A 26,932-nucleotide genomic window follows, 5' to 3' on the forward strand; every position below is an offset into this window, starting at 1 on the left:
GAGCCCCGGCTCTCCGGGAGGTTCCGATGACCCGACACCACGTCTACATCACCACCACCATTCCCTACGTCAACGCCCGCCCGCACGTCGGGTTCGCGCTGGAACTGGTGCAGGCCGACGTGCTGGCCCGACATCACCGCCGCCGCGGTGACCACGTCAGGCTGCAGGCCGGCACCGATGACAACGCGCTGAAGAACGTGCAGGCCGCCGAGCGGGCCGGCGTTCCGGTCCAGGAGTTCGTCGACCGGAACGCGGCGGCGTTCGTGGCGCTGCACCGGCCGCTGACGCTCTCGGTCGACGACGTCATCCATACCGGTCGCGACCCGCGGCACCGCGCCGGAGTCGAGCGGTTCTGGCGGGCCTGCGAGGCCTCGGGCGACCTGTACCGCAAGCACTACGAGGGCCTGTACTGCGTCGGCTGCGAGCAGTTCTACGCTCCCGCCGAACTCGACGACGGCCGCTGTCCCGAGCACGGCACCACGCCGCAGCGGGTCGCCGAGGAGAACTGGTTCTTCCGGCTGTCCCGCTACGCCGACCGGCTGCACGACCTCATCGAGAGCGGCCGCCTGCGCGTCGAGCCGGCCGAACGCCGCAACGAGGTGCTGAGCTTCATCGCGGGCGGGCTGGAGGACTTCTCCGTCTCGCGTTCGGTCGCCCGCGCCCGCGGCTGGGGCATTCCGGTGCCGGGCGATCCCGGCCAGGTCATCTACGTGTGGTGGGACGCCCTCGGCAACTACCTGACCGCGCTCGGATACGGCACCGACGACGCGGACCTGCGGCGCTGGTGGTCGGCGGCCGACCGCCGGGTCCACCTCGTGGGCAAGGGCGTGGTCCGGTTCCACGCGGTGTACTGGCCGGCCATGCTCCTGTCGGCCGGCCTGCCGCTGCCGACGGAGATCCTGGTGCACGGCTACCTCACCGCCGACGGCCGCAAGATCAGCAAGTCGGGCGGCAACACCGTCGACCCGACGGCGCTGGTCGACGCGTACGGGACCGACGCGGTCCGCTGGTGGCTGCTACGGGAGGTGCCCCGGGTCGGTGACGCGGACTTCACCCACGACCGGCTCATCGCGCGAGCCGACGACGAGCTCGCCAACGGCGCCGGCAACCTCGTCAACCGGGTGATCTCGATGATCCACCGCTACCGCGACGGCCGCCCGTCCGCGCTGCCCGGCCCCGGCGGCCGTCCGCCCGCGCTGCCCGGCTCTGACGGCCGCTTGGGCGACGAGGTGGTCGTGGCGTGCGAACGGGCGCCCGCGCTGGTCGACGCCGCGCTCGGCGCGTTCGACTTCCGGGCGGCGACGGAGGCCGTGCGGGCGATCGTCGACGCGGCCAACCGGTTCGTCAACCAGGTTCGTCCGTGGGAGCTCGCGCGCGCCGAACGGGCCGGTGACCGCGACGCCGGCCGCCGCCTCGACGCGGTCCTGGCGGTGTCGCTGGACGCGTGCCGGACGCTCGGCGCGGAGCTGTCGCCGTTCCTGCCGGACGCCGCGGAGCGCGTCGCCCGGCAGTGCGTGGTGGTCGACGGCCGGCTGCCCGCGCCGTCGCCGGTGTTCGCCAGGCTCGCCCGGCGCTGATCGGCGGGGCCGTACGAAAGGCTCGGGGAACGACGAGCGCGGGTGGTGGTTCGGGGGCTTTCGCGTCCTTTGGCCTCGCGATCACCGAGCCTTTCGTGCAGTCCTAGCCTGGCGGTGCGGGCCGGTGGTGGGGCGGTTGGCCGGGGCCGTGCCGGACGCTCGGCGCGGAGCGCCTCGCCCGGCAGTGCGCGAAGGTCGACGGCCGACTTCCCGCCGGAGGCGCACGCGTCGCTGATCGGCGGGGCCGTGCGCAGGGCTCGAGGAACGACGAGCGCGGGTGGCGTCGAGCCTTTCGTACGGCCTGGGTCTGGTGGCGTGGGCCGGTGATGGGACGGTCGGCTGGGGCCGTGCCGGATCAGGACGCCAGGTCGCCACCAGGCGGCGGCCGGGCGGACGCGATCAGCGGACCCGGGCGGCGCCGGTCGACCGGGAGCGGCCGGCGCCGGTCGACGGTGGGCGGGCGGGCGGCGCCGTGCGATCGGTCAGGGGCGGATGTACCTGATCTCTATCGAGCCGGAGGAGGTCTGGGCGTCGATGCGGCGCGTCGCGGTGTCGTCGGCCAGCCCGCGGTCGATGGACGGGTCGCCGAACGACGACTTCGTGGTCACGTGGTAGCGCTGTCCCGGCGGCACGAAGACGGACAGTGCGCCGGACCTGGCCCGCGCCGTGACCTCCTGCGGCGCCGCCGCGAAGGTCAGATCGAGGGCTCCGGACGACAACGCGGCGTCCACCCGGCCGGACCGCAGACCGATCCCCTCGATGACGCCGGAGCTGGCGCGCGCCCAGACCGGCCCCGTCAGGTTCCGCATCGAGACGACGCCGGAGGTGGTCGACAGCCGCACGGGCCCGGTGAGCCCCGTGGCGGCGACCGCGCCCGAGGTGGACGTCGCGCGCAGCGCCACGCCGGCCGGGACGCGGATCTGCAGGCCGACGCTGCACGAGAGACCGGAGAACTGCCCCCACGACACGCACGCGCCCTTGAGCCGCAGCGTGGTGCCCTCCCAGGTCGCCTGGACGTGCGGCTTGCGCGTCGCCCACTTCAGCGTCTGGTCCACCGTGACCCCGCCGGTGCCGCCGGCGGTGACGGACAGGTCGCCGGGGCCGATGTCCACTTCCAGCGCCGTGATCCGATGGGTGTCGGCCATGAGGCGGCTCTGCTGCGTCTGGCGGATCAACCGGCCCCAGATCTGCACGCCGTTCGGCACGATGACGACGAACGCGGTCACGGCCGCCACGAAGATCCACAGCGCCCGGCGGCGCGGGCGCCGCGGGGGCGCCTCGGCCACCGGCTCCCGGGGACCGGTCCGCGGTACATCGGGGGATTCGATCACGACCCTCCTTCCAGGAAGCGGAGGACGGCGAGAACGCGACGGTGATCCGCGGCCGCGCCGTCGATCAGGCCGAGCTTGGCGAAGATGTTGTTGATGTGCTTGGCGACGGCGCTCTCGCTGACCACCAGGGCCTGCGCGATGCCGCTGTTCGAGCGGCCCTCGGCCATGAGCGCGAGCACGTCCCGTTCGCGCGGGGTCAGGGCCTGGAGGGGGTCGCTCTGCCGGCGTACGAGCAGCTGGGCGACGACCTCCGGGTCGAGGGCGGTGCCGCCGGACGCGACCCGGCGCAGCGCGTCGAGGAAGGACGAGACGTCGGCGACCCGGTCCTTCAGCAGGTAGCCGATGCCGCTGGTGTTGGTCGCGAGGAGGTCGGCGGCGTACCGCTCCTCGACGTACTGCGACAGCAGCAGCACGGCGACCTCCGGCCACTGGCGGCGGATGACGAGCGCCGCCCGCACCCCTTCGTCGGAGTAGCCAGGGGGCATCCGCACATCCGCGACCACCAGGTCGGGCCGGTGCTCCTCGACCGCGGCGAGCAGGCCCTCGGCGTCGTCGGCCGCGGCGAGGACCTCGAACCCCGACGTCTCGAGCAGCTTGATCAACCCGGCTCGCAGCAGGACGGAATCCTCGGCGATCACAACGCGCACGGCAACTCCACGGTGATGACGGTCGGCCCCCCGGCCGGACTGGTGAACCGGAACGTACCGTCCACCGACGCGACGCGTTGCCGCAGGCCCGTCAGGCCCGTGCCGCGCGCGGGCTCGGCGCCCCCGACGCCGTCGTCGGTGATGGTCATTCGCAGCACGTCCTCCACGCGGACCAGTTCCATCTCCACCTGCGAGGCGCGGGCATGCTTGGTGACGTTGGTGAGGGCCTCGGAGGCGACGAAGTACGCGACCGCCTCGACGGTCGGCGCGGGGCGTGCGGGAACGTCGACCCGGAGCTTGACGGGCAGGGGCGTGCGGGCGGCGATGCCCGACAGCGCGGCGTCCAGGCCCCGGTCGTCGAGGACGGCCGGGTGCAGGCCCCGGACGACGTTCCGCAGGTCGGTCAGGGCCTCCTTGGCCTCGGCGTGCGCTTCGACGATCACCCGCATGGCGTCCTCCGGCACGTCTGTGAGCGTCTCCCGTGCGAGGCCGAGGTTCATCGCGAGCGAGACGAGCCGCTGCTGCACGCCGTCGTGCAGGTCGCGTTCGATGCGGCGGCGCTCGGCGTCCGCGGCGTCGACGACGCCGGCCCGTTTCTCGGCGAGGTCCTCGACGCGGCGTTCGAGCTCCTCGGTACGGCTCGGTCCCAGCAGGGCCAGGGCGGCCCGGATGTTCAGCCGCGTCACCACCGCCGCGACGGCGGGCGTGACGATCAGCAGCAGGACGCCGCACACGGTCAGGACGTTGATGAACTTCTGGTGCTCCGGGAGGGAGAGCGGGCTGTGCGGCGGCAGCGCCCACGCGTACGCGTACAGCAGCGCCAGCGCGAAGCCGGTCGCCCACATCGCGACGACCAGCAGCCCCCCGCCGGCCAGGAGCGGGCCGACCAGCCCGTGGTAGATCAGCGCCCGCCACGTCGTCGGGGAACGGAGGACGGCGCGGAGGTCGCGGCGGCCGCGGGGCGGCGCGGGCACGTCGATGCCGAGCAGCCCCCAGAACCGGCTCCGCTGCACGGCGTTCAACGGCCGCAGCAGGAGGAGGGGCAGGGCGAGCGAGACGAGGGTCGCGACCAGGACCGCCCCCACGGAGACGGGCGCGTCCAGCCAGGGCAGCGCGAACACCGAGAGCGCCACGAGATGGGCGGGCACGCCGGCCGTGACGAACGTCGTGTTCCGCCACGCACCGCGCGACCACGGAAGGTAGTCGCTCCAATGGGGGGAGGCGCGGCGCAGGGGAACCGCTTGAGTCATGAGAAGACCCTAATCCGGGTGGTGGACGCCCTGCCATGAAGCGGACGCCCGTTCGGAGGTGAAACCAGTACCACCCCCAGGTCGGATATCGGCGTGACTGACGGTGACCTCGCCGGACGCGATGATTTTGATCATGTCGCTGATCACCGCCGCCCCGCCCTCCCGGCCCCGCACCGACCGCCGCGCCACCGCCCGGACGCCGGCCCCTGTCGCGCCCCGGACGCCGGCCCCTCGCGTCGCACCCCGGACGCCGGCCCCTCGCGTCGCGCCCCGGACGCCGGCCACCGGCGTCGCGTCTCGTGCCCGGTCGCGGTGGCCGGTCCGGCTGGGCCTCGGGCTGATCGGCGCGGGCCTGGCGCTCCTGCCCTGGCTGTTCGTGCTGGCCACCAGCCTGCCCGCGACGGCGACCGCCGCCCACTGGCAGGTCGCCTGGGTCGGGTTCGACACGCTGGAGGCGCTCGCGTTCGTCACGACGGGCGTGCTGGTCATCCGGCGCGACGCGCGGGCGTGCCTGACCGCGATGGTCACCGCGACGCTGCTGGTCGCGGACGCGTGGTTCGACGTGTCCACCGCCGCGCCGGGCGCGGACCAGGTGACGGCGGTGATGATGGCGGCGCTCCTGGAGATCCCGCTGGCCGTCTTCTCCGTCGTCCTCGCGTTCCGCACGCTGTCCCGCCAGCGGTGACGGGGTCAGCGGCGGAGGCTGATCACCTGCCCTTCGGCGGGCTCCCGCGCGCGGGCGTCCTCGGACAGCAGGGCGCGGGCGCGCAGCACGATCTCCAGCTCGAACCGCAGGTCCGGGTCCTGCAGCTGATCGCCGAACAGGTCGTCGAGCTGGCGCAGCCGGTACCGCACCGTCTGGGGGTGGACGTGCAGCCGTACGGCGACCTCGTTGGCGTTGCGCCCCGCCTGCAGCCACGCCAGCAGGGTCTCGGCCAGCCGGTCCTGCTGGCTGGGGCGCAGGTGGGCCAGTGGCGCGAGCTGCCGGGTGGACAGGGCGGCGAGGAGTTCCTCGTCCTGGAAGAGGATCAGCGTGGACATGTGCTCGGCGCACCGTACGACGCTGTCGTCGGCGATGAGGCCACGGCGTACGAGGTCGAGGCCCTGACGGGCCCAGCGCATCGACCGGGAGACCTCCGACAGCCCCACGGTCGGACCGACGACGGCGACCCAGTCGGTGAGGGCGGCGTCGAGCAGGCGGTTCCGGCCCGGCCCGTCCGGGTCGGGCACGATGAGGCAGGGCTTGGAGCGGCTGAGGTCGGCGAGGATGTCGGGCGGCAGGGCGGGCCGGCCGACGCCCTGCCGGCGTTCGTAGAGGGCGACGGCGGCGACCGTACGCGGCACCGGCCACCGGGCGACGCGGGCGAGTTCGGCGATGTCCTCGGGGGAGGCGGGGGGCCGGGCCAGGAGCAGGTTGACGAGCTGGTTGCGGCGGCGGGTCAGCTCGCCCGCCACGGCGGCCTCGGCCTGGGCGTACCCCTCGGCGGCCGCGGCGGCGACCTCGTCCTGGATGAGCATGACCGTCTCGCCGAGGACGCACAGGAGCTGCGCGGACAGCCGGAGCGGCTCGGCGTCGGCCGAGATCCGGCGCCACACGGCCAGCCCGGCGACGCGGATGGCCGTGTGCAGGCCGTCGAGTCCACGCCCTTCGCGGGCCACGCTCCGGCCGATCGCCCGGAAGAAGTCGGCGACGGGCTCGACGGAGGGGTCGGCGGAGGACTCGGCGGTCGAGGCGATGGGGGACTCGCCGTCCCCGGCCGCGGCGACACGCCTTAAAACCTCGTCGATCACCCGGTCGATGGCCGAGCGGATGACCGCGGCGAAGGCGTCATCCCAGCGGCGGGCGTACTCCGGGATCCGGTGGTGGATCTCCTCCATCATCTCGTCGGCCAGCCCTGGTCTCACCTTGGTGGTGAGTTCGGGTGGAATGTACGCCCACGGCCGCCCCTCGTTCGTCACACGGAACCTCCCCCAGCCCACCGGCTGAGATCGCAAGTTACCGGGCAGAAGTGACTACTTGCACTAATTGTGCCAAAAGTGGCCATCTCCACTCCGTTGCGTTACCAACCATCGAGTACTACAAGTGGTGGAAGACCGAATGCCGAGGCGGTCGGGGGGCCGCCAGAGCGGAGTGCGGCGATGGCCACTGTGCCGAAACCACTGTCCAAGACGGGCCGTGCGGTCGATGAACGCGTCGGCGGCGCCCGTTTCCTCTCGAAAGCCTTGAAGAAGGTCTTTCCCGATCACTGGACCTTCCTGCTCGGCGAAGTCGCGATGTACTCGTTCTTCATCATCGTCGCGACCGGCATCTTTTTGACCTTGTTCTTCAAACCGAGCATGCACGAGGTCGTCTACAACGGCCGGTACCTGCCGCTGCGCGGCCTGACGATGAGCGAGGCGTACGAGTCCACGCTCCACATCAGCTTCGACATCCGCGGCGGGCTGCTGATGCGGCAGATCCACCACTGGGCGACGATCGTGTTCCTCGCGGCCATCGTCGCCCACATGCTGCGCAACTTCTTCACCGGAGCGTTCCGCAAGCCGCGGGAGATCAACTGGCTGATCGGCGTGGTGCTGTTCACGCTCGCCATCCTGAACGGGCTGTTCGGCTACTCGCTGCCCGACGACCTGCTGTCCGGCACCGGCATCCGGATCCTCGAGGGCGTGCTGCTGAGCATTCCGCTCGTCGGGTCGTACCTGTCGATGTGGCTGTTCGGCGGTGAGTTCCCCGGAACCGTCATCATCCCGAGGCTGTTCACCATCCATGTCCTGCTGATCCCGGGCATCCTCATGGCGCTGATCCCGCTGCACGCGGTGATCCTCACCTGGCGGCAGACGCACACGCAGTTCCCCGGGAAGGGCCGCACCAACCGCAACGTCATCGGCAAGCCGATGTGGCCGGTCTTCTTCGCCAAGACCACGGCGTTCTTCCTGTGGGTCTTCGGGTTCATCGCGCTGCTCGCGACGTTCTTCCAGATCAACCCGGTCTGGCTGTTCGGCCCATACGACCCGGCGAGCATCAGCGCGGGATCCCAGCCGGACTGGTACATGGGCTTCCTGGAGGGCTCGCTTCGGCTCATGCCGGGCTGGGAGATCAACGCGTGGGGGCACACGCTTCCGATGAACGTCATCGTCCCGGCGCTGGTCGTGCCGGGCGTGCTGTTCACCGGACTGGCGGTGTACCCCTTCCTCGAACGCTGGGTCACCGGCGACTACGAGATCCACCATCTCCTCGACCGGCCGCGCGACGTGCCCGTCCGTACCGGCATCGGCATGGCGGGCGTCATCTTCTATGGGCTGCTGTGGCTGGCCGGCGGCAATGACATCATCGCCAAGACCTTCGAGATCCCGCTGTTCACGACCACGTGGTTCTTCCGGATCGCGGTGATCGTCGGGCCGATCCTCGGGTTCCTCATCGCGCGGCGGATGGCCCTCGGCCTGCAACATCGTGAACGGCACATGCTCGAGCACGGCGTGGAGACCGGCATCATCAAGCGGCTGCCGAACGGCGCGTACATCGAGGTCGAGGCCCCGGTCAGTGAGGAGGGCGCGGCGGTGGTCCTCGGCCGCCGGGTGCCCCCCGCGAAGGTGCTGCCGGGGGCGGGGCCCGACGCGCACGGCGTGCTGCCCAAGATGGCCCTCCACCCCAAGGCCCGGCTGAAGATCAAGCTGAACCACGCGTTCGTGAACGTGGTCCCGTCACCGGACACCGCCTGGATCCGTACCGACGACGGGAGGGCGAAGCACGTGGCCGTCACCGGCGACGGCGAGCGCGCCCCGGCGCGGACCCCGGCCAGGCACTCCGACTGACGCCAGGACCCGAGGTCACGGGCAGGGAGCCCGTAGAGGTCACGCGTGCCAGGACGCCGCTTTCTCGCCGGAGCGCGCGTTCCACAGGACGGCGCCGTCGACATCGGCGGTGGCGACCAGGCGGCCGTCCCGGCTGACCGCCATCGCCCAGATCTCCGGCGTCGTCGTGTTCCAGGCGGCCTTCTTGCCGCCGTGCGGGACCTTCCAGACCTCGATCTGGCCATTGCTGTCGGCGGCCCCGGAGTAGGCCGGGAACGCCAGCGCCCTGCCGTCCGCGCCGAAGACGAGGGCGTTCCCCGGCGACGTCATCACGCCGGCCAGGTCGGTCCGCTTGTCCGGGTCGCGGACGTCCCAGAGCCGCACGCCGGCCTGCCCTGAGTTCGGCTCCTCCGCGACGGCGATGGTCGCTCCGTCGGGGCTCAGGGCAAGACCCTTGCCCAGGTTCTGGCCGTACCCCGGCCACTGGGCGACCGCGTGCTTCTTCTCGACGTCCCAGACCGTGATGTCACCGTCCAGGGTCATGCACGCCGCCTCGGTCGCGTCCGCGCTCAACGCCCCGGACTTGCAACTGGACTCGCGCGAGGACATCCGCTGCCCGTCGTACTCGCGCGTCCGCAGGGTCCAGACGCCCACCAGCCCCGACTCGCCGACGGCGGTGAGGGTACGGCCGTCCGGGCTGAACGCCATCGCCTCGACACCGAACTCTTCTGAGAAGTCGTCCGCTCCCTTGAAGCCGTCGAGTCCGCGTAGCTCGCGACCTTTCACGTCCCAGATCTTCACGTCGCCTCCTGACCCGACCGCGAGACTCCGGCCGTCCGGGCTGAAGGCCAGGGCGTCGACGGGGAGCCCGCTGGCCGGATCGACGTCGAAGGAGCCCTGTGACCGTTTCGACGCCGTCCCGTACAGCCGGACCTCGCCGTGGTCATCACCGAACGCGACCAGATCACCGTCCGGGCTGAACGCCGTGGCCTTGAAGGCCGCCGCGTGGCCGGGGGTGCTCGAGGGACCCGCCGGGAGACCGGTTCCGGCGCCGGACGAGTACGACGGGTTGGCGCCCATGCCGCTCGACAGGGTGGGCGAGTGCTCGGCCATGCAGGAGTACACCACGCCCAGGGGAGGGAGGGTGAGCAAGAGCGCGGTCAGGGCGCGGCGCCCCCGCTGGGCCGGGGTGAGCGGCGCGTGACCTGTGGGCACCGAATGGGCCCGGGGTGCGGGGCTCGAGCTGCTCGGAACGGTCCGGGGCCGCGCGGCGGTCCCGGGCGCCTCGGCGGGTGAGCCGGTGGCGGAGGAACCGGGACGCGAGGAAGCGCCCGACGTGCCGGTGGCCGATGTGGCCGCGCTGCCCGGCCCGGCCGCGGAGGGAGCGGCCGGGGAGGACGCGGAAGCGGCCGAGGATGGCGCGGAAGCGGCCGAGGAAGGCGCGGAAGCGGCCGGCTTCGTGGCCCTCGTGCCGGAGCGCGGCGGTGCGGCCGGGTTCGTGGCCTTGGCGGCGTCCGGCGGTGCGGCCGGGTTCGTGGCGTTGCCGGCGGGCGGTGGGCTCGCCGGGCTCGGGAGGGCCGGCTGCGCGCCGTCGTCCCGGCGCAGGATCGCGTCCAGCCGCGCCGCGGCCTCCTCGGCCGTCGGACGGCGTTCCGGGTCCTTGGTCAGGAGTGCTTTGATCAGCGGTCGCAGTGGACCGCCGTTCACCAGCGCCGGCGCCTCCTGGGTGAGGAGCGTCAGCAGGACGGTCGCGTGGTCCGGCCCCTGGAACGGCGGCCGGCCCTCGACCGCGTTGAACAGCACGGCGCCGAGCGACCACAGGTCGCCGGCGGGGCTGGCGGCGGCGTTCTCCGCCTGCTCGGGCGCCATGAACGCCGGGGTCCCCAGGACGTCGTCGAAGCCGTCCGCGCGTTCGCCGACCCGCTGGGCCACGCCGAAGTCGGTGAGCACGATCCGCCGGTCGGAGATCAGGACGTTGGCGGGTTTGAGATCCCGGTGCACGATCCCGACGTCGTGGGCCTCCCGCAGCGCGTCCAGCACGGCGGCGCCGATCTCGGCGACCCGCCGGTACGGCAGGCGCACCTCCGTCCGGAGGATCTCGGCGAGCGGGCGGCCCTTCAGCAGCTCCATGACGATGATCGGGGCGCCGTCGTCGTCGATCACGTCGTGGATCGTGACGATCCCGGGGTGGTTCAGCCGGGCCGTCGCGCGCGCCTCCCGCAGGGCGAGGTCGCCGAGCTCCGCCCGCTCCTCCTCGTCGAGGTCGGACGAGAAGCGCACCCGCTTGATGGCGACCTCGCGGTCGAGCATCGCGTCGTGACCGCGCCAGACCGTGCCCATGCCGCCCCGACCGATCACCTCGATCAGGCGGTACCGCCCGTTGATGAGCTCCTGCTCGCCCTCCGGCGTGCCGTCCACCATGATCGGTTCAGACGCGCGCCCATCGCGCGGGGTTCCCGGTTCAGTCCTCCAGGAGGGCGGCCTCGATGGCGCGGTGGAACGTCGGGTACGCGTAGATCATGTGCCGGAGCCGCTCCACCGGCACCTCGCCGTGGACGGCGACGGCCAGCGCGCCGAGGACCTCGCCGCCGACCGGCCCGGCCGACGTCGCGCCGACCAGCACGCCGTCGTGCTCGATCAGCTTCAGGAAGCCCTCCGCCCCGTGGATCCAGCCGCGCGCGGACTTCGCGAGGTCCGTCCGGTACACGCGCGCGTCCATCCCCTGGTCCCGGGCCTGCTGCTCGGTCAGCCCGACCGCGCCGATCTCCGGGTCGGTGAAGGTCACGCGCGGCAGCGCCCGGTAGTCCGCGGGCGGCCCGTCCTGGCCGAGGATCTCCCGCAGGACGATCCGCGCCTGGTACACCGACACGTGCGTGAACGCGCCCTTCCCGGTGACGTCGCCGACCGCCCACACACCGTCGGCGGCGCGCAGCCGGTCGTCCACGTCCACGAACCGCGCGTCCTCGTCCAGGCCGACCGCCGCGACGCCCAGCGCCTTGAGGTCGGTGCGCCGGCCGGTGGCGACGAGCAGCCGTTCGGCCCGCAGGTCGTCGTTCAGGACGAACCCGTCCGCGTCGTGGCGGACCCGTTCGACCTTCGCGCCGGTCCGTACGGTGATGCCCTCGGCCTCGAAGACCTCGCGCAGCAGGTCGCCCGCCTCGGGCTCCTCCATGGCGAGCAGCCGGGGGAGGGCCTCGACCACCGTGACCCGGCTGCCGAACCGGGCGAACACCTGGGCCAGCTCCGCGCCGATCGCCCCGCCGCCCAGCACGATCAGCGACTCGGGGACCTCGGTGGCCTCGATCGCCTCCCGGTTCGTCCAGTACGGCGTGTCGCGCAGGCCGTCGATCGGCGGTACGGAGGGGGCGGTGCCGTTCGAGATGACGATGCCCTTGCGGGCGCGGAACACCCGGCCCTCGACGGTGACCTCGCCCGGACCGGTGATCCGGCCCTCGCCGCGCACGAGCGTGCCGCCCTTACCGGTGAACCGGTCGGCCGCGACCTTGTCGTCCCAGTCGTCGGTGGCTTCGCGCAGCCGCTTCGCGACCGGGGCCCAGGAGGTCCGGACGTCCGCCTCTCCGGCCATCCCGGGGACGCGGCGGGCCTCGGCCAGCAGGTCCGCCGCGCGGATCATCATCTTGCTGGGAATGCAGCCCCAGTAGGGGCACTCGCCGCCCACCAGGCGGTCCTCGATGCCCACCACCGCGAGGCCGGCGGCGGCCAGACCGCCCGCGACCTCTTCGCCTCCCGGCCCGAGCCCGATCACGATGACGTCGACGTCCATGACCCCATCATGGGTTACTGCGGCGTGCTTTCCCGTACCGCTTCGTCGTAAAGGTGCTTCACGTCGTCGTCGAAGTAGGAGCTGTAGGAGACGTCGTCCTCGTCGCCGCCCTCCTCCCGGCCGCCGATCACGCCGACGACCTTGCCCGTATGGGTGTTCGGGTCGTAGTCGGCGAGGAACGGGCTGCCGCTGGTGCCGGGGAGGTACCCCTCGCAGGCGAAGCGCAGTTGGTAGGTGTCCTCTTTGCTCGTCGCGTTCACGCAGGTGACCGGCTTGTCGGAGCGCATCGGGTAGCCCGTGACCCGTACGACGTTGCGGAAGCCGGGGTCGATGCCGAGCGCGTTGACACCGACGACGTCGCCGACGTTCTGGCCGTTCAGCGGGGCGACCACGGCGAAGCCGACGTCCATGTCCTCGTCGGAGTCGTGGGCCCACCGGGTGTCGACCAGCAGCGTACGGATCTTCCAGACCCCGTACGGGGCCTTGCCGTCGTGGTAGCCGGGAACGAAGACGAGGTCGCTGGTGTAGTCACTGCCCTTGCCGCCGTGCAGGCAGTGCGCGGCGGTGATGATCAGGTTGTGGTTGGGGCTGTCGACCGTGCTCCCGGTGCAGAAGTGGGTGCCCGAGGTGTCGTGGGAGAAGATCGCCCCGACGTGACGGCCCTCGGGCGCGGCCTTGGCGGTCGGCGTGCCCGTCGGGAGAGGAGTCGGAGGAGCACTGGTCGTCGGGGATGGGTGGGGGGTCCCGGCGGTCTGAGTCTCCGCCGCGACCTGGGGCGTCTTTCCATGAGCCGTGGTGCAGCCGGCCAGTAGCACGGCCGACATCACCAAACACAACAATCTACGCATCGCACCCCCCTGCCGCGTTCTTTCCTTAGGGATAACTCCCGAAACTCTTCGCGCCCTGGGGGCTTGCTGTGAGGTGTCTGGGTACCGCTCACCCGCCCGGCCCTCGCCCCTGATCGACCGTGACCTCGCCGTTATGAACGTTATCCGGCCCCGGGAGTCGTGTCAGGCCAGGGCGAGGAAGAGGTTCTCCAGATCCTTCTCGGTCAGGTGGCGGCGCTTCGCCGTCGGAGCCGGTCAGGCCCTGGCGCGTGCCGGTGCGTCTCGCCGGCTACGGACGGCCGCCGAAGCCCGACAGGGCGGCCCGGACGGCGAGGGCGATGACGGCCTCCGGGTCATCGCCCGCCTCCAAGGCGGACACCGCCGCGTTGACGATGCCCTGCAGCAGCCCGGCCGCGCGCCGCGGGTCGGGCTCGCCGAGCTCGGTGAGCGCCGTCTCGACGGGGGTGAGTAGAGCGGCGTGTGCGCGGGCGCTGTCGCCCTTCAGCGCGGCGGCCTCCGGATCCCGGGCGACGGCCTGCGCCACCCGGTGGCCGCCGTCGCGGACCATCTCCAACTGCGCACGCACGTACGCCGCGATCTTCTCGCGGGGCGTGCCGGCCTCCGCCATGGCCGCGCCGATCGCCTCCAGCCAGTGCGGGACGACGTCCGCGACGACGGCCGCGAGCAGCTCGCGCCGGTCGCCGAAGTACTTGTAGACGCTGTTCCGGGCGAGCCCGGTGCGCCGCGCCACCGCGGCGAACGTCACCGCGGTGCCGTCCCCGCTCTCCTCCAGGAGGTCGCGCGCGGCCTTCAGCAGGGCCGCGCGCTGGTGGGCGCGGTGATCGGCGACCGTCGGCGCCTGGATCTTCGGCACCGGCCCAGTCTAGGCCGCTTGGCGACGCACCATCCCCAAGAGAGTACAGTTTGGCGACACACCGTCCCTAACCTCCCCCTGGAGGGGCCTTCGTCATGTTCCTGATCCTGCGCGAACTGCGCGCGGCGCGCGGTCGTTTCCTGCTGATGGGCGCCGTGGTGGCGCTCATCGCGGCCCTGGTGGGCATCGTCTCGGGGTTCACCAACGGCCTCGGTGACGACACCGTCTCGGCACTGCGCCGGCTGCCCGCCACCCACATCGTCTTCGCCTCCGGCACGGGCTCCGATCAGTTCGCGCGCAGCGCCCTGGACCCGGCCACGGTGCGCGGCTGGCAGGAGACACCAGGCGTGCGGGCCGTCCCGCTCGGCGTGTCCATCACCCGCGGCACCACCGGCCGGGGAGTCCCGGTCGACATGGCCGCGTTCGGCGTACAGCCCGGTTCGTTCGCCGCGCCCGCCGGACTGACCGGGGACGGCGTGGTGATCTCGCGGAAGATCGCCGACGCGGGCGTGCGGACCGGCGACACCATCGTCGTCGACCGGATCGGCGTGCGGCTGCCGGTCGTCGGGGTGACCGGTCGGTCGGCGTACGGCCATGTGCCCGTCGCCTACATGTCGGTCGCGAGCTGGCAGAAGATCCACCCGGCGGGGCGGCCCGGCGAGGTCAGCGCCGTCGCGCTGCGCGCCACCGGCAACGCGGACCTCGCCGCAGCCGACCAGCGGCTCGGCACCAAGACCGTGACCAGGGACGCCGCGTTCGCCGCCGCGCCCGGCTACTCGGGCGAGCGGATCACGATGAACTCGATCCTGGTCTTCCTCTATCTGATCGCACCGCTCGTGGTGGGGGCGTTCTTCGCGGTGTGGACGGTGCAGCGCACGCCCGAACTGGCGCTGTTGCGGGCGCTCGGCGCGGCGCGCCGGTCGCTGCTCGGGCACACCCTGCTCCAGGCCGCGCTGGTCGTGATCGCCGCCGCCGTGGTCGGCGGGGCGATCGCTGTCGGAGTCGGGCTCGGGCTCGGCTCGGCCGTGCCGTTCAGCCTGCCCGTGCCGACCCTGGCCGGAACCGTCGCCGCGGTCTCGGTGGCCGGTCTCGTCGGCGCGGCCCTGACGCTGCGCCGCGTCGCCTCCCCCGACCCGCTGACCATGCTGGGAGCCAACCGATGAGCCTGCGCCTGGAGAAGGTCGTCGTCACCTATGGGCGTGACGCGGCCCGCACGACCGTCCTGGACGGCGTGGACCTGGAGTTCACCCCCGGCACGCTGACCGCGCTGACCGGCCCGTCGGGGTCGGGCAAGTCCACGCTGCTCGCGGTCGCGGGCGCGCTGTTGCGTCCCGATTCCGGCAGTGTCCTGCTGGACGGCGAGGACATCGCGCCGCTCGGCGACGCCGCCCGCGCCCGGGTGCGGCGCGAGCGGATCGGCTACATGTTCCAGTCGGGGAACCTGCTGCCCGGCCTGACCGTGCTCGACCAGGTCCTGACGATCGCGCACGTCAACGGCCGCCGCCCCGCCCGCTATCGCGACAGGGCGGCCGAGGTGCTGGAAACGGTGGGACTCGGGCACCGCCTCGGGCACCGGCCCGAGCAGTTGTCGGGCGGCGAGCGCCAGCGCACCGCGCTCGCCCGCGCGCTGCTGCTGGAACCGTCGGTGCTGCTCATCGACGAGCCCACCGCCGCCGCGGACCGCTCGCAGGCCGCGGATCTGGCCGCGCTGCTCGCCGACTGCGCCGAACGGCAGGGCTGCACCGCCGCCGTCGCCACCCACGACCCGGCGGTCACCGCCGCAGCGGGGCGCGTGGTGGACATGGCGCCCTGACGACCGGAGGCGGCCGGCGTTCCGAGGCGCCGCAGCGACCTGCGAGGGCCGTCGGCCGGGCCGGCCGCGACTCTTCGGCACGGCCGGGAAGTGCCCCGAGATGTGCGAATGTGCGAGAGTCGACGGGTGAGACTGACGATCCTCGGTGGCGGCGGGTTCCGGGTGCCGCTCGTGTACCGCGCGCTCCTGGCCGACCATGGCAAGGGCCGCGTCACCGACGTGGTCCTGTACGACCTCGACCCCGCCCGTACGGCCGTGATCCGCCAGGTCCTCGCCGAACAGGCGGCCGGCCACCCGGACGCCCCGGCGGTCACCGCGACGACCGATCTGGACGAGGCGCTCACCGGCGCGGACTTCGTGTTCTCCGCCATCCGCGTCGGCGGCCTCGACGGCCGCGCCGCCGACGAACGGCTCGCCCTCGCCGAGGGCGTGCTCGGCCAGGAGACCGTCGGCGCGGGCGGCCTCGCGTACGGCCTGCGCACGGTCCCCGTCGCCGTCGACATCGCCCGCCGCGTCGCCGCGGTCGCCCCGGACGCGTGGGTCATCAACTTCACCAACCCGGCGGGCACCGTCACCGAGGCGATGTCCCGCCACCTCGGCGACCGCGTGATCGGCATCTGCGACTCACCCGTGGGCCTCGGCCGCCGCGTCGCCGCCGCGCTCGGCGTCGACGCCGGCACCGCGTGGTTCGACTACGCCGGGCTGAACCACCTCGGCTGGCTGCGCGCCGTCCGTGTCGAGGGCCACGACGTCCTTCCCGAGCTGCTGGCCGACGACGCGGCGCTGGCGTCGTTCGAGGAGGGCCGGTTGTTCGGCGGCGAGTGGCTGCGGGCCATCGGCGCGGTCCCCAACGAGTACCTGCACTATTACTACTTCGCCCGCGACGCGGTCGCGGCCGCCCGGAACGCCGAGCGCACCCGCGGCGCGCTCGTCCTGGACCAGCAGCGCGACTTCTACGCCCGTACGCCCGACTCGCCCGGCTCCGCGCTCGAAGCGTGGGAGACCACCCGGATGGCCCGCGAGACCACCTACATGGCGGAGAACCGCGAGGCCGCCCGCGCCGGCGAGCGCGAGTCCTGCGACCTGGAGTCCGGCGGGTACGAGAACGTCGCGCTCGCGCTCATGCGCGCCATCGCGCACGACGAGCGCACGACCCTGATCCTCAACGTCCGGGGGCGCGGCGCCCTGCCGGGCCTGGACGACGACGCCGTCGTCGAGGTGCCGTGCCTGGTCGACGCCAACGGCGCCCGCCCGGTCGCCTGCGCGCCGCTCGCCGACCACCAGCTCGCCCTCGTCACCACGATCAAGGCGGTCGAGCGCGCCGTCCTCGAGGCCGCGACCACCGGCTCGCGCCCGGCCGCGCTGCGCGCCCTCGCCACCCACCCGCTCGTCGACTCCGTGACCGTGGCGCGCCGCCTCCTGGAGCGGTACGAGGCACGCTTCCCCGAACTGTCCTACCTGCGTTCCTGACCCGGCTCCCCGCGCCGTCCCACCTGCACGTTCGACCCGGCCCTCCGAGCCGTCCCACCTGCGCGCCCGCCCCCCCTCCGGCCCGTCGCCGGTCGCCGGGGCGAGACCAAGATCACATAATCTTCAAGATCAACTTCGTGCCCCCGGCCGGTAACGTCCGGCCCGGGGCCGATGGCGCACATGCCGCGCGGCCCCCTCACATCCGCCCCCCTGACAGACGATGTGACGAGGAGTCAGCGACGATGACATCGACTCTGGCCACCCCCTCCACCGACCGGCGACGGACGTTCGCGCGCGTGCTGGCGACGGCGGCCGTGGTCGCCGGGGCCCTGGCGACCACCGGCGCCGCCGCGACCGCGGACACGACCGGTGACCCCTCACCCAAGATCGTGGGTGGCGGGACGGCGACCCAGAACTACCCCTTCATGATCTCGCTGCAGTACACCCGCAACGGGGTCCCGAACTCCCACCGCTGCGGCGGCGCGCTGATCCGCAAGGACTGGGTGGTCACCGCCGGGCACTGCGTCATGACGACCGGCTCGGACGCCGGCACGTCCGTGCCCTGGGACCCCTCGCTCCTGCACGTCCGGGTCGGCTCCAACGACCGGACCACGGGCGGCACGGTCTCGGACATCGACAAGATCGTCGTGCACCCCGACTTCATCAACTATCCGGACAAGAGCCTCGGCAAGGACATCGCCCTCGTCCACCTCACCACCCCGCAGCCCGAGAAGACCGTTCCCCTGGACTGGAAGCTCCCCGACCCGGGCGTCAAGGTCCGGGAGATCGGCTGGGGTTACACCTCCAACGAGGCGAGCGACCCGAGCCGGCTCCCGACCCAACTGCAGCAGCTCGACACCACGGTCCTTCCGCTGAGCACGCAGAAGTGCCACGTCGACGAGAACGGCAGCGACGCGTGGGGCGCCTACCCCGGCGACGTCTGCACCGACAACCCGGAGGGCGTCCGCGGCCCCTGTGGCGGTGACTCCGGTTCGCCGCTGCTGATGCTGGTCGACGGGCGCTGGCGGCTCGAGGGCGTGGACAGCCGCGGCGTCAGCGACATCTGCGGCGGCGGCCCGGACGCCTACACCGGCGTCGGCGCCTACTACAAGTGGATCAACAGCGTCATCTCGTAATCAGATCGACCCGCACCCGCGAGGGCCGGCCGGGCGGGCCGCCCGGCCGGCCCCGGTAGGCGGGGGTCCCGACGGAGATGGCGAGCATGCACGCCGCGCCGCTGCCGAACGCCGCCGACACGTCGTCATCGGTGAAGGTGAGGCCGGTGGCGCCGTACCCGAGGGCGAACGCCGCGAGCTGCAGGCGCCCGGCGGCCACCCCCGCCTCGAGCTGCGCGACGCGGTAGCCGCGGTCGCCGTACGCGACGAGCACCCGGTCCAGGTCGGCGCACATGAAGACGGTGAAGGCGGAGTCGCCGCCGAGCGCCTGGTTCCCGCACAGGTACCGGCTCAGCCGTCGGGCCGCGGCCTCCGGCACGGTCCGGTACGGCTCCGCCCGTCCGCCGGCCCAGTGGTACAGCCCGGATTCGACGCCCTGGACCGCGTGGACGTCGAGCTGATGGGAGAGCAGCGTCGCCCCCGCCGGAACGGCGTCGGAGGGCAGCCGCCGGGTGGCGACCGCCATCCCCCACTCCAGGAGCTCGGCCGGCAGGACCTCCTGCCGCATCCGCCGCGTGGACCCGCGCCGCAGGATCACCGACTCGATCGGCTCCTCCGGCGCCGACGCGGGCGGCTCCACGCCGTCCCGCGCGGTCGGCGGCCCGAGACGAGCGGTCGCCCGCCAGGCGGTCACCTGCTCGGCCGTCGCCAGCTCGCCCGCCTGCTGAACCCGGGTGATCAGCGGAAACTCGAGCGGTGCGGGGGAGAGCCGGGCCGCCTCCAGGCTCGGCGGCGCACACCCGTCCGCCTCCGCCTCGCCCACCTCGCCGGGACCGCCGACGACGAGCATCGCGACGGGGAACTCCGCCGTGTCGTCGATCCCGAGCGACCGGCAGAGCGCGGAGTCCACGAAGCCCAGCAGGACGCGCGCCCGGGCCCCGTACGCCTCGGCGACCGTGAGGAGGTTCGCGAGGGCCGTCCCCGCGTCCCAGTACACGTGCCGCCAGCCCCGCTCGCCGTACTTCCACGCGGTCCGCCAGGGGATCCCGGTGAGGACGAGGACCAGCGGAGCGGACGCGACCTCGGACGCGGCGGCGGCACCGGCCATGGCCGGGCGGCAGTCCCCCGGGGACAGCTCCTCCAGGCCGAACACGTCCGGCGCGAAGTGGTACAGACCGGGCTCCAGCCCCTGGACGGCCCCGGCGGCGACGTACATCTCCACCGGGTGCCGGTTGCCGGCGGACGGCGCGGTCCGGAACCAGATGTCCAGGTCCTGGACGACGGTGCGCCGCGTCACACCCGTGGTGAAGAAGAGCAGCCGGGCGAGGAACTCCAGGTCAACGCCGGTCTGTTCGGGCGGCACCCGTCCGGACAGCGCCGTCACCGCCGGCGCCCCGCCGGGTGGAAGGTCCGTGGGAAGGTCGCGGACCGGTGCGCCGGGATAGCGCTTGAACGGGTGCGGCCGGTTCCGCGGATCCGACGGAACGAACCCGGGGAAGTCCGGCCGCGGCGGCCGTCCGGAGCCGAAGCCGGTGGCCTCGTGGTAGAGCCGGGAGATCTCGCCGTCGCTCATCTGCGCTGTATACCTCAACCGGCCCGGTCGTACGCGGGGAACCGGCGTACGGCGGCGGCCTGCTCGCGGTCACGCGCCGGCCGGCGCTCCCGCGTTGGAGAGGATCTCGCGCCGGCAGGACGATGCTCCGCGCAGGACGCCTCACCGCCCTTCCCGCTGGGCGACCCGTTCGGCGAACTCCTGACGGTCGTTGGTGCACGGGAACGCCTCATCGGGCACGGGCACTCCGAGGAAGTCGCACAGCGGCCCCCACCCCTGCTTGACGCGGAACTCCAGCAGCCGATCGGCCGGGACCTCGCGGCGTACCGCGTCGTTGTGCTCGGTGAACACCGCCATCGCGTGCTCGGGGTCCTCGAACCGGCCGCCGAAGTCGCCCTCCCAGACCAGCCGCTGCACGAACCGCCGCCGTCGTGCGCCGAGCGGATCGGCCGGGTGGATCGCCGTGGCGCGGAAGATGCTCTCGCGGGCGCTCTCGTACCAGCTTCTCGGATCGCGGACGGTGAGGATCACCCTGGCCTCGGGGTAGTGCTCGAGGAGCTGCCGCCAGAACGCGACGCCGGGCCAGTCGGTGGTCGCGCGGTAGCCGCGGTAGACCTCGTCCCAGTCCGGGTCGCCGTCCTCGAGCACCCGTGTCCACCGGTCGATCTGCTCCGGATCGTCGATGAGCACGGTCATGTGGTGGCAGGGCCCGAACCCGAGCCGCTCCAGCGCCAGCTTCAACGACAGCGTCCCGGTACGCCCGAACCCGGCCCCGATGACCTCCAGCACGATGATCCCTCCAAAACCCCCGTCCGGCGTGGCAGTTCCCCTGAAGGGGTCATCCCCGTACGAATCCCCTCAAACCCGCACGTCGCGCGCGGTGACGTCGGGCGCGTCCGACACGGGAGCGGGTGTCGCTCGGCCGGCAGCGCGAAGCCGCTCAGGAACAGCGCGTTCGGCACGAGCCCGCCGAGCTGCACGCCGACGGTGTGCCGGTCGGCGAGGCGTCCGACGACGTTGTTCCCGACGACCGTCGCGGCGCCGTACGCGATGAGCAGGACCGGGACGGTTCCGGCGCCGAACCCGGTGAGCCGGGTGAGGATCGGGGTGAAGTAGCTGAACGCGGAGAACCTCGCGCCGATGATGAACGTGCTGGTGGACAGCGCCGGCCACAGCCGGGGACCGGCGAACACCCGCATCTCCTCGCGCAGACCTCCACCGCCGCCCTCGGCGCGCTCGACCCGGGGCACGCCGGCCATCGTGGCGATCGTCGCCACCACCGTCACCGCGCCGACCGCCCATTACACCGACCGGTGCAATACCGGGCCGATCAGCGGCCGAGGCCGGCGGCGAACTCCTCCAGCCGCGAGGCGACGGCGTCGGGCGCCTCGATCGGCAGCAGGTGCCCGGCCTTCGGGACGACCTCGAGCCGGGCGTGGGGGATGACGGGCAGCAGGTGCTCGCGCAGGACGGCCGACGGTTCGACCCGGTCCTGCTCGCCCGCCAGCACGAGAACGGGCACGTCGATCCCTTCGACGGCCGTCGAGACGTCCGCCGCGATGCCCCTGAGCGGCCACTCCCGCCGCGCGTCGGCGTCACTCGCGAGACTGTCGCGCACGACGGCGTCCCGGACGGCCGCGTCCAGCGGAATGGCCGTCAGGACGTGGTCGAGCGCCTGCTCCACGCTCTCCGGCGAGTCGTACGCCTGGGCGAGGACCCGCTGATACTCGGGCGTCACCATGGCGGGCGGCCGCGGCGGCGCCGGAGCCACCAACGCCACACCCGCCACCCCGGAGGGACGCCGCCCGGCGACGAGCTGGCTCACCTTCCCGCCCATCGAGTGCCCTACCAGGACGTACCGCTCCAGGCCGAGGCCGGCCACGACCTCGAGGACGTCGTCGGCGAGCCGGTCGAGGTCGTACGGGCCGGGCAGCCGCCGCGACGAACCCCAGCCGCGCTGGTCGAACCGGACGACGTCGCGCCCGGCCGGCAGCCGCTCGACGACCGCGTCCCAGGTCCGTGCTGAACTTCGAAGGGCTGCGGCGCATGGACCCCGGCCGCCGGCGCGTCCGGCCGCAACGCCCGGACTTCCACGTCCTCGCCCTCGTACGGTCGGGCACCGGACGGCACACGGCCGACTTCGTCGACCAGGACCTGCGCGAGCGCAGCGTCGTGTGGATCCGGCCCGGCGTCGTCCACCGCTGGACCGACGTGGACGACCTCGACGGCCCGCTGATCCTGTTCGAGCAGGGCTTCGTGCCCGCCGGCCCCGCCGCCCGGGCGGCCGCGGACGCCTTCGCACCGGCCGGCCGGCGCCTCGACGAGCCCACCTGGAAGCTGAGCGTACGAGCGGCGGACCACCTGGCCCAGGAGCACGCGGCGGCCGTCGCCGACCCGCGCCTGGCGTCGCCCGCCGTCCTCGCCCACCTGCTCGCGGCCCTCGTGCTGCGGGTGCACCCCGCCGAGCCGCCCGCCCCGGCCGCGCCCGCGGACCAGACCGTCTTCCGCCGCTACCGCGCCGCCGTGGAGGAGCACTTCACCCGCTGGCACCACGTCGGCGACTACGCCCGCGCCCTCGGCCACGGCCCGCGCACCCTGACCAGAGCGACCCGGGCGGCCGCCGGCGTGGGCGCCAAGCGGTTCCTCGACCAGCGGATCCTGCTGGAGGCCAAACGCCTCCTCGCCCACACCGACCTGCCCGTCGCCCGCTGCGCCGAACGCCTCGGCTTCGACGACGCCGCGAACTTCACCACGTTCTTCCAGCGCCAGGAGGGCCTGTCACCCGGCCGCTGGCGCACCGCCCACAGCGGCCGCTGACCTCCCCGCGCGAGTCTTCGCAGGTCTCCGGCGGCCCGTTCTCCGCCGCCCCACCTGGTCAGTGCGGCATCGCCCGGGCGTACTCCGCGACGAGGGCCGCCCACCGCTCGGTGCCGCCCCTCTGGTCGCTCGGCGGCAGTTCGGTGCCCGGTCCCGCCTGAACGTCCTGCCATCCCACCGGCGGGTCTGATGGCCGGAGCGTCCCGCCGCCGCGCTCGACGAGCACCAGGGCCACCGCGATGAAGTCCTCCATGAGCGAGCGCAGTATCCGGTGGTTGGACGCTTCGTACCGCCCGATGAGCGCGCGGACGAACGCCGTGAACGCCGCCATGTCGACCTGGCACTCGTCCTCCACCATCGGGCCCAGCCCCGTCGGCAGTTCCGCCTCGGGTACGAGGACCTCCGCCGTCCGTACGAAGACACGGGCGACGCCGTTCGACGGGTTCCACAGCACCCGATCATCGACCTGGAAGTACCCGGCGCCCAGAACGAGTTGCTTCTTCACTGCGACCTCATCCAGTCGGGGGACGGGCCAGCCAAGCGCAGAAGATGATCTTGCGTCAACCAGTCAGGTCACACCCGTCGCACGTTGCGTCCTGCGGAACCGATGTTTGCCAACCGATCGGCTCGCGCTCGGATTAGGGATGATCACGTTCGGTTACGTCTCTGTCTGATCTTGTGGCGGGGCGGCCTGGCGGGGGCGACGTGCGGATTATCCGGTCGATGGGTGTGGGCGCGGTCGCGATGCTGCTCGGCGGCGTCGTCGGCTGCGGCCATCCGACGAGAGAGGCTCCTCCGTCGGCGAACGGGAGGAACGCGGCGGAGGCGGGCGCTCCACCGCTGGGCCTGCCGGGCCCGGCCCCGCGGGCCAAGGGGCTGACCGTCCTCGTGGTGGGCGACTCGTGGGCGCGCAACCTCGGGGTCGGCATGGCGGACGCGGGTAAGGCGCGCGGATACACGGTGGTCAACGCGGCTCAGGGCGGCTGCGGCATCATGCTGCCGACCGGCGAGGCACCGGGCGGCCGGCTCACGGCGACGAGGCCGGCCTGCCGGACCTGGCCCGAGCAGTGGCCTCGGCTGGTCGAGCGGTACCGGCCGCAGGCCGTCGTGCTGTACACCGCGTACTGGGACCAGACGCCCCAGGTGATCGACGGCGGTCGACCGCGTGACCTCGGCGACCCGGTGTTCCGGCAGCGGTACCAGGCGAACATGGACCGGGCCCTCGGGCTGCTGCGCGCCCAAGGCGCCACTGTCTACGTCGGCACCGCCGTGATCGGCAAGGGCGCCGAGGGCCGTACGGCCCGAGAGATGAACCGACAGGTGGAGACCGTCGTCCGGCGGAACGCCCGTCGCGATGTCCATCTGCTCGACGTACGGCGCCAGTTGTGCGCGCACGATGACTGCCCTGCTCGCATCCACGGCATGGACGTCTACGACGAGACCGGCCACCCGACCGCTCCGGCTCACGACCGGCTCGGCGCCTGGATCCTCAGCACCCTGTGGACGGCTGTCGGCCACCGAACCGGATGACACCCGCTCACTCGAGGAGGAGAGAGCCAGTGATCGGCATCACGAGGCGGGCGACTCTGCGCGCGGCGGCGGTCGGCTGCTGCGCGGTCGGCCTGTTGCCGGGAGGCGGCACCGGCTGCCGGGCGGCGACGCGACCACCCGTACGGTCGGCGGCGAACCCGGCGGTCCCGCCGCTGGGCGACGCGGCGCTGCGCCCAAACGTCCGAGACCTGAGCGTTCTCGTGGTCGGAGACTCCTGGGGCCGTTCCCTCGGCATCGGGATGGAGAAGGTCGCCGGCGCGGACGGGGACCGGCACAACACCGTGATCCCGGCGGGCCGGGGTGGCTGCGGCATCATGCAGCCCGCCAAGGTCCTGGAGTCGGGACGGCTCATCCCCAAACCGGCGTGCAACGACTGGCCCGAGTCCTGGCGGACCCTGGTCGCCCGGGTCCGCCCGGCGGCGGTGCTGCTGGAATCCGGGATCTACGACGCCCACAACCCCCAGCAGCTCCCTGGGCAGGATCACCCGACGTCCATCACCGACCCGGTGTTCCGGGCGCGGTTCGACGCACAGCTCGACCGGGCCGTCCGCGTGCTCGCGTCGGGTGGGGCCCGGGTGTTCCTGACGACCGTCACCGACTACGCGAAGCCCTACTGGAACGAGGTCAACGGACGCTGGTCGAACGCGATGAACGCCGCGCTGCGAGCCGCCGCGAAGCGGAATCCGGGCGTTCGACTGCTCGACCTGCACGGCCAGATGTGCGCCGACGACAGGGACTGTCCAGCGGTGATCTCCGGCATCCCCGTCTACGACGAGACCGGTCACCCCGCCCCGGTCGCGCGCGACCGGCTGGCCGCGTGGATCCTCAACTCGATCCACACCGATCTGCACGCCCATGCGTCCTGACCACCCGCGCCGCCGGAACCCGGCACCGGCCCTGGTCCCGGCACGACCGGTTCGCCTCTCGGGGGCGGCCGGTGCCGGCGTCCCCCGGTCCCGAGGCCGCCTGACCACAGAGCCGGAACCCATCGCCGACCGCCGGGAACCCGTCCCCCGTGTGTCGCACATTCCCGCGGTGGACGGACTGCGCGCGCTCGCGGTGCTCGCCGTGATCGCCTACCACTTCGGTCTCCCGCTGCACGGCGGCTTCCTGGGCGTCGACCTGTTCTTCGTCATCTCCGGCTACGTGATCACCCGGCTCCTGCTCGCGGAACGCGCTCGTACCGGGACGACCCGGCTGGCCGTGTTCTGGGGCCGCCGGGCCCGTCGCCTGCTCCCCGCGGTGCTGGCGGTGCTGGTGGCCGTCCAGGTCTGGATGCACCTGGGCGCCGGGGCGTCGATGCGGCACACCGTCAACTCCCAGACCCTCGCCGCGCTGGTGTACGGCTCCAACTGGTACTCGATCTTCGCCGAGGTCGGCTACTGGGGCATGCCCGTCGACCGGGCACCGCTCAACCACTTGTGGTCGCTGGCGGTCGAGGAGCAGTACTACCTGGTGTGGCCGCTGGTCTTCGTCGTGCTGATGGGGACGGTCGGCTCGCGCCGGGTGCTGGCCTGCGCCGCCCTGCTGTGCGCCGGATGCGCGTACACGGCGATGCACCTGCTGTTCCTGCCCGGGGCGCCGGATCGCGCCTATCTCGGCACCGACTGCCGCGCCGGCGGGCTGGCGCTGGGCGCGCTGCTCGCCGTGCTCACCACCTCGCCGGCGGTCGTCGACCGCAGGCTGCCGGCGCGCGTCACCGCTCCGGCAGGCGTCCTCGCCGGCACCTGCCTCGCCTGCCTCTGGTCCGCCGCGAACCTGAACGACCGCGGCCTGTACTCCTGGCAGTTGGCCGTCGCCGGCGCCGCGGCGGCCACGCTCATCGGCTCGCTCGTCCTCACCCCGGAGGGGCCGCCCGCGCGGGTCATCGGCTCCCGGCCGCTGGTCGCCGTCGGCAAGGTGAGCTATTCGCTCTACCTCTGGCACTGGCCGATCTGGGTGTTCCTCGCCGCCGAACGCCCGCAGTGGCCCGCCGCGGAGCGGGTCGTCGTGGCCGCGATCGCCACGGCCGTCGTCGCGACCGCCTCGTACCACCTGGTGGAGAACCCGCTGCGGCACAGCCGCAGGCCGATGAGAGTGCTGGCACCCGCATTCCTGGCCGTGGCGACGATGGTCGCCTGCGCGGCGATTCTCCTCCAGCCGTCGGCCCCTGTCGAACAGCGCGACGATATCCAGGTCAGCGGACCGTAGAGAACTGGCCACTGTGGACGTGTGTCAACCAATTCACGAAGGAGTGTGACGATGCGTATCTCGAAGACAAAGGGCGTCGGTGTGGCGCTCGTGGCAATGACGATCACTGGCCTGACCTGCGTGACCAGCGCCCCGGCGGAGGCCGGCGTCCTGCGGCGGGCGGGCGGCATATGCCAGTCCGTCGCGGGCATCAACGCGTATGCCCAGCAGAATGGATTCACGCCGCGCTATGTCGCTGAAATGTGCAACAGGAACGCGGGTACGCACTGGAACGTGACGGACTTCTCCGGCTAGTCGCTGAAATCCGCCGGAGCTCGGTGATCCTTCCGGATACGGCGTGTTCGG

At 72.8% G+C, this 26,932-nt stretch carries 25 protein-coding genes; 12 read left to right on the forward strand and 13 right to left on the reverse strand.

The features are described from left to right. Positions 1–26: 26 nt before the first annotated feature. Positions 27–1,577, forward strand: a complete 1,551-nt coding sequence (locus tag AB0K82_RS26045) for a methionine--tRNA ligase (RefSeq protein ID WP_364401495.1) — start codon at positions 27–29, stop codon at positions 1,575–1,577. Positions 1,578–2,059: 482 nt separating this feature from the next. On the opposite strand, the gene AB0K82_RS26050 is transcribed toward AB0K82_RS26045, so the two are convergent. Genes AB0K82_RS26050 through AB0K82_RS26060 form a run of 3 tightly spaced genes read right to left on the reverse strand, consistent with a single transcriptional unit; the run spans position 2,060 to position 4,805 of the window. Then, positions 2,060–2,908 (reverse strand): DUF4097 family beta strand repeat-containing protein, encoded by an 849-nt coding sequence (locus tag AB0K82_RS26050; RefSeq protein WP_364401497.1) that lies wholly within the window; start codon positions 2,906–2,908, stop codon positions 2,060–2,062. Continuing rightward, a complete protein-coding gene (locus tag AB0K82_RS26055; protein ID WP_364401498.1) occupies positions 2,905–3,555 on the reverse strand; it encodes a response regulator transcription factor in 651 nt (216 codons plus the stop codon). Before AB0K82_RS26055 ends, AB0K82_RS26050 begins: the two co-directional genes overlap by 4 nt. Next, a complete protein-coding gene (locus AB0K82_RS26060) occupies positions 3,543–4,805 on the reverse strand; it encodes a histidine kinase (RefSeq protein WP_364401500.1) in 1,263 nt (420 codons plus the stop codon). Before AB0K82_RS26060 ends, AB0K82_RS26055 begins: the two co-directional genes overlap by 13 nt. A 133-nt stretch (positions 4,806–4,938) precedes the next feature. On the opposite strand from AB0K82_RS26060, the gene AB0K82_RS26065 reads away from it, so the two are divergent. After that, on the forward strand, positions 4,939–5,490 hold the full coding sequence (locus AB0K82_RS26065) for a hypothetical protein (protein WP_364401503.1): 552 nt from the start codon (positions 4,939–4,941) through the stop codon (positions 5,488–5,490). Between the two features lie 5 nt (positions 5,491–5,495). Here the strand turns inward: AB0K82_RS26065 and AB0K82_RS26070 are convergent, their stop codons facing one another. Beyond that, a complete protein-coding gene (locus AB0K82_RS26070; protein WP_364401506.1) occupies positions 5,496–6,764 on the reverse strand; it encodes a helix-turn-helix domain-containing protein in 1,269 nt (422 codons plus the stop codon). Between the two features lie 180 nt (positions 6,765–6,944). Between AB0K82_RS26070 and AB0K82_RS26075 the strand changes: the two genes are divergently transcribed. After that, the gene (locus AB0K82_RS26075) at positions 6,945–8,615 is read left to right on the forward strand and encodes a ubiquinol-cytochrome c reductase cytochrome b subunit (protein ID WP_364401509.1); all 1,671 of its coding nucleotides are present in this window, start codon (positions 6,945–6,947) and stop codon (positions 8,613–8,615) included. Between the two features lie 39 nt (positions 8,616–8,654). On the opposite strand, the gene AB0K82_RS26080 is transcribed toward AB0K82_RS26075, so the two are convergent. From AB0K82_RS26080 to AB0K82_RS26095, 4 genes are all read right to left on the reverse strand, one after another. Further along, on the reverse strand, positions 8,655–11,015 hold the full coding sequence (locus tag AB0K82_RS26080; protein ID WP_364401512.1) for a serine/threonine-protein kinase: 2,361 nt from the start codon (positions 11,013–11,015) through the stop codon (positions 8,655–8,657). 40 nt (positions 11,016–11,055) lie between these two features. Then, on the reverse strand, positions 11,056–12,378 hold the full coding sequence (locus tag AB0K82_RS26085) for an NAD(P)/FAD-dependent oxidoreductase (protein WP_364401514.1): 1,323 nt from the start codon (positions 12,376–12,378) through the stop codon (positions 11,056–11,058). A 14-nt stretch (positions 12,379–12,392) separates the two neighbouring features. Continuing rightward, a complete protein-coding gene (locus AB0K82_RS26090) occupies positions 12,393–13,202 on the reverse strand; it encodes a trypsin-like serine protease (RefSeq protein WP_364401516.1) in 810 nt (269 codons plus the stop codon). A 292-nt stretch (positions 13,203–13,494) separates the two neighbouring features. Continuing rightward, positions 13,495–14,079 (reverse strand): TetR/AcrR family transcriptional regulator, encoded by a 585-nt coding sequence (locus AB0K82_RS26095; RefSeq protein WP_364401519.1) that lies wholly within the window; start codon positions 14,077–14,079, stop codon positions 13,495–13,497. Positions 14,080–14,174: 95 nt separating this feature from the next. On the opposite strand from AB0K82_RS26095, the gene AB0K82_RS26100 reads away from it, so the two are divergent. From AB0K82_RS26100 to AB0K82_RS26115, 4 genes are all read left to right on the forward strand, one after another. Further along, a complete protein-coding gene (locus AB0K82_RS26100) occupies positions 14,175–15,242 on the forward strand; it encodes an ABC transporter permease (protein ID WP_364401521.1) in 1,068 nt (355 codons plus the stop codon). Beyond that, positions 15,239–15,892, forward strand: a complete 654-nt coding sequence (locus AB0K82_RS26105) for an ABC transporter ATP-binding protein (RefSeq protein WP_364401524.1) — start codon at positions 15,239–15,241, stop codon at positions 15,890–15,892. The genes AB0K82_RS26100 and AB0K82_RS26105 overlap by 4 nt, the downstream gene beginning before the upstream one ends. Positions 15,893–16,018: 126 nt before the next feature. After that, positions 16,019–17,362 (forward strand): 6-phospho-beta-glucosidase, encoded by a 1,344-nt coding sequence (locus AB0K82_RS26110; RefSeq protein WP_364401527.1) that lies wholly within the window; start codon positions 16,019–16,021, stop codon positions 17,360–17,362. Between the two features lie 242 nt (positions 17,363–17,604). Further along, on the forward strand, positions 17,605–18,498 hold the full coding sequence (locus tag AB0K82_RS26115) for a serine protease (protein WP_364401529.1): 894 nt from the start codon (positions 17,605–17,607) through the stop codon (positions 18,496–18,498). Here the strand turns inward: AB0K82_RS26115 and AB0K82_RS26120 are convergent. The 4 genes from AB0K82_RS26120 to AB0K82_RS26135 all read right to left on the reverse strand — a co-directional run bounded on the left by AB0K82_RS26120 (position 18,488) and on the right by AB0K82_RS26135 (position 22,022). After that, complete coding sequence (locus AB0K82_RS26120) at positions 18,488–20,050, reverse strand: SagB/ThcOx family dehydrogenase (protein ID WP_364401532.1); 1,563 nt, start codon at positions 20,048–20,050, stop codon at positions 18,488–18,490. The genes AB0K82_RS26115 and AB0K82_RS26120 overlap by 11 nt on opposite strands. Positions 20,051–20,191: 141 nt before the next feature. Then, on the reverse strand, positions 20,192–20,818 hold the full coding sequence (locus AB0K82_RS26125) for a sulfotransferase family protein (protein WP_364401534.1): 627 nt from the start codon (positions 20,816–20,818) through the stop codon (positions 20,192–20,194). Beyond that, the gene (locus AB0K82_RS26130; RefSeq protein WP_364401536.1) at positions 20,767–21,306 is read right to left on the reverse strand and encodes a hypothetical protein; all 540 of its coding nucleotides are present in this window, start codon (positions 21,304–21,306) and stop codon (positions 20,767–20,769) included. Before AB0K82_RS26130 ends, AB0K82_RS26125 begins: the two co-directional genes overlap by 52 nt. 53 nt (positions 21,307–21,359) lie before the next feature. Beyond that, a complete protein-coding gene (locus AB0K82_RS26135) occupies positions 21,360–22,022 on the reverse strand; it encodes an alpha/beta hydrolase (protein ID WP_364401603.1) in 663 nt (220 codons plus the stop codon). A gap of 26 nt (positions 22,023–22,048) precedes the next feature. On the opposite strand from AB0K82_RS26135, the gene AB0K82_RS26140 reads away from it, so the two are divergent. Next, entirely contained in the window at positions 22,049–22,846 is a 798-nt protein-coding gene (locus AB0K82_RS26140; RefSeq protein ID WP_364401538.1) for an AraC family transcriptional regulator, read from the forward strand. A gap of 58 nt (positions 22,847–22,904) precedes the next feature. On the opposite strand, the gene AB0K82_RS26145 is transcribed toward AB0K82_RS26140, so the two are convergent. After that, positions 22,905–23,351, reverse strand: coding sequence for a DUF6086 family protein (locus AB0K82_RS26145; RefSeq protein WP_364401541.1), 447 nt, complete (start codon positions 23,349–23,351; stop codon positions 22,905–22,907). A 218-nt stretch (positions 23,352–23,569) separates the two neighbouring features. On the opposite strand from AB0K82_RS26145, the gene AB0K82_RS26150 reads away from it, so the two are divergent. The 4 genes from AB0K82_RS26150 (at position 23,570) to AB0K82_RS26165 (ending at position 26,881) form a co-directional block, all read left to right on the forward strand. Beyond that, the gene (locus AB0K82_RS26150; RefSeq protein ID WP_364401543.1) at positions 23,570–24,376 is read left to right on the forward strand and encodes an SGNH hydrolase domain-containing protein; all 807 of its coding nucleotides are present in this window, start codon (positions 23,570–23,572) and stop codon (positions 24,374–24,376) included. A 29-nt stretch (positions 24,377–24,405) separates the two neighbouring features. Then, positions 24,406–25,263 carry an SGNH hydrolase domain-containing protein gene (locus tag AB0K82_RS26155; protein WP_364401546.1) on the forward strand — a complete coding sequence of 286 codons (858 nt, stop codon included), beginning with the start codon at positions 24,406–24,408 and terminating at the stop codon, positions 25,261–25,263. Positions 25,264–25,432: 169 nt separating this feature from the next. Continuing rightward, positions 25,433–26,587 carry an acyltransferase gene (locus AB0K82_RS26160; RefSeq protein ID WP_364401548.1) on the forward strand — a complete coding sequence of 385 codons (1,155 nt, stop codon included), beginning with the start codon at positions 25,433–25,435 and terminating at the stop codon, positions 26,585–26,587. A gap of 51 nt (positions 26,588–26,638) precedes the next feature. Next, positions 26,639–26,881: a hypothetical protein gene (locus tag AB0K82_RS26165; RefSeq protein WP_364401551.1), complete on the forward strand. Its 243-nt coding sequence runs from the start codon at positions 26,639–26,641 to the stop codon at positions 26,879–26,881. The last annotated feature ends 51 nt before the right edge of the window (positions 26,882–26,932 follow it).

It is taken from the genome of Actinoallomurus sp. NPDC052274 (assembly GCF_040679475.1).
GTDB lineage: Bacteria > Actinomycetota > Actinomycetes > Streptosporangiales > Streptosporangiaceae > Actinoallomurus > Actinoallomurus liliacearum.

What these genes read in the sequence shown, in the direction of transcription:
- AB0K82_RS26045 (WP_364401495.1), top strand. Translation starts at nt 27, where the DNA reads ATGACCCGACACCACGTCTACATCACCACCACCATTCCCTACGTCAAC.
- AB0K82_RS26060 (WP_364401500.1), bottom strand. Translation starts at nt 4,805, where the DNA reads ATGACTCAAGCGGTTCCCCTGCGCCGCGCCTCCCCCCATTGGAGCGAC.
- AB0K82_RS26065 (WP_364401503.1), top strand. Translation starts at nt 4,939, where the DNA reads ATGTCGCTGATCACCGCCGCCCCGCCCTCCCGGCCCCGCACCGACCGC.
- AB0K82_RS26075 (WP_364401509.1), top strand. Translation starts at nt 6,945, where the DNA reads ATGGCCACTGTGCCGAAACCACTGTCCAAGACGGGCCGTGCGGTCGAT.
- AB0K82_RS26080 (WP_364401512.1), bottom strand. Translation starts at nt 11,015, where the DNA reads ATGGTGGACGGCACGCCGGAGGGCGAGCAGGAGCTCATCAACGGGCGG.
- AB0K82_RS26085 (WP_364401514.1), bottom strand. Translation starts at nt 12,378, where the DNA reads ATGGACGTCGACGTCATCGTGATCGGGCTCGGGCCGGGAGGCGAAGAG.
- AB0K82_RS26090 (WP_364401516.1), bottom strand. Translation starts at nt 13,202, where the DNA reads ATGTCGGCCGTGCTACTGGCCGGCTGCACCACGGCTCATGGAAAGACG.
- AB0K82_RS26100 (WP_364401521.1), top strand. Translation starts at nt 14,175, where the DNA reads ATGTTCCTGATCCTGCGCGAACTGCGCGCGGCGCGCGGTCGTTTCCTG.
- AB0K82_RS26105 (WP_364401524.1), top strand. Translation starts at nt 15,239, where the DNA reads ATGAGCCTGCGCCTGGAGAAGGTCGTCGTCACCTATGGGCGTGACGCG.
- AB0K82_RS26115 (WP_364401529.1), top strand. Translation starts at nt 17,605, where the DNA reads ATGACATCGACTCTGGCCACCCCCTCCACCGACCGGCGACGGACGTTC.
- AB0K82_RS26120 (WP_364401532.1), bottom strand. Translation starts at nt 20,050, where the DNA reads ATGAGCGACGGCGAGATCTCCCGGCTCTACCACGAGGCCACCGGCTTC.
- AB0K82_RS26150 (WP_364401543.1), top strand. Translation starts at nt 23,570, where the DNA reads ATGGGTGTGGGCGCGGTCGCGATGCTGCTCGGCGGCGTCGTCGGCTGC.
- AB0K82_RS26165 (WP_364401551.1), top strand. Translation starts at nt 26,639, where the DNA reads ATGCGTATCTCGAAGACAAAGGGCGTCGGTGTGGCGCTCGTGGCAATG.